Here is a 370-nt window from a genome sequence, read left to right on the forward strand (position 1 = left end):
CGGAGTTCCTATAGTGGTTTCTTTGTATTTCCCTTTTACCATAACTCCAGCTCTTAGATACTTAGTTACAAGAGATATTACATCCGGGTCTTTCACCGTTTTACCTACAAGGTACATAAGTTTGTCCTGTGGTACGTTATCAAAGAACTTTTCTAGGTCAATGTCCACTACGTATGTGTATCCATCATTTAGATATTCTAGTAGCTTTACTATTGCTTGTTGTGCTCTTCTACCTGGTCTAAAACCATAACTATGTTCACTAAACTGCGGCTCAAATATTGGTGTTAGAACTTGGGTAATTGCTTGTTCTATGATTCTGTCTACTACTGTTGGAATTCCAAGATTTCGTACTCCACCGTTTGGTTTTGGT

Annotated in this window: 1 protein-coding gene; it reads right to left on the reverse strand. The window is 37.8% G+C overall.

What is annotated here, in order from left to right:
• Positions 1-370: reverse transcriptase domain-containing protein (locus tag NE547_RS18065; protein WP_256176631.1), on the reverse strand; the 370-nt coding region annotated here is incomplete at both ends.

Origin of the sequence: Flavonifractor sp. DFI.6.63, from assembly GCF_024462255.1 — a bacterium.
In the GTDB taxonomy this organism is placed as follows: domain Bacteria; phylum Bacillota; class Clostridia; order Oscillospirales; family Oscillospiraceae; genus Lawsonibacter_A; species Lawsonibacter_A hominis.